Origin of the sequence: Burkholderia sp. E168m23 (assembly GCF_016586125.1) — a bacterium.
Taxonomy (GTDB): Bacteria; Pseudomonadota; Gammaproteobacteria; order Burkholderiales; family Burkholderiaceae; genus Burkholderia; species Burkholderia orbicola.
In genome coordinates this window covers 1-734 of the sequence record NZ_BCPP01001607.1, presented here as the reverse complement: position 1 = coordinate 734, position 734 = coordinate 1, and the positions used below count along the sequence as shown (strand labels likewise).

Below are 734 nucleotides of genomic sequence, written 5' to 3'. Positions count from 1 at the left end.
CGGACGCGATGCCGCCCGCGTGCCGGCTCATCGTCAGGCGCAGCGCGCGCTGATACGTGTCGATCGTGTCGGCCAGCAACTGTTGCTGCTGGTCGAGCCCGCGCAGGCTGAAGTACGCGCTGGCTAGGCTGGCCTGCAGGCTCAGCCGCACCGACGCGAGATCGTCGGCGCTGGCCTGCGCATCGGCGCGCCCGGCCGCGACTTCGTTGCGGACTTTTCCCCACAGGTCGAGGTCGTAGTCGAAGCCAGCGTCGAGCGTGTTGTCGCCATAGACGTTCGGCTGGTTCGAGCCGCGCAGCGGCCGCGTGGCCGATTGGCGGTTGCTCGAGATCTGCGCGCCGAGACCGATGGTCGGGAAGAGGCCCGAGCGTGCCTGATCGAACAGCGCGGCCGCTTCGTCGTGGCGGGCCACGGCCGCGGCCACGTCGGGGTTGGCCGCGGCCACCCGTGCTTCGAGCCGGTCGAGTACGGGATCGCGGAACGCTTTCCACCAGCCGTCGCGCGCGATGTGGTCGGCCGGCTTCGCGGCCTGCCAGCCGCCGGCTTCCTTGAAGCTGGCGGGCAGCGCCGTTTGCGGCGCGTGATAGGCGGGCGCGAACGAGCACGCGGACAGGAACGCGACGCCGGCGAGCATCGCGCAGAGCCGAAGCCGGTTAGCCATGCGCACGCTCCGTATCGCGCGCGACCGATGCGACGGTGCGGGCCGGCGCCGCGAGCCTGACCGGGTCGCCATC

At 71.8% G+C, this 734-nt stretch carries 1 protein-coding gene; it reads right to left on the bottom strand.

Features of this window, described 5'->3' with window-relative positions; all coding sequences use genetic code 11:
* A partial coding sequence (locus JMF90_RS39180; protein WP_201326559.1) for a TolC family protein occupies window positions 1-661 on the bottom strand: 661 nt, incomplete at its 3' end.
* Window positions 662-734: the final 73 nt, after the last annotated feature.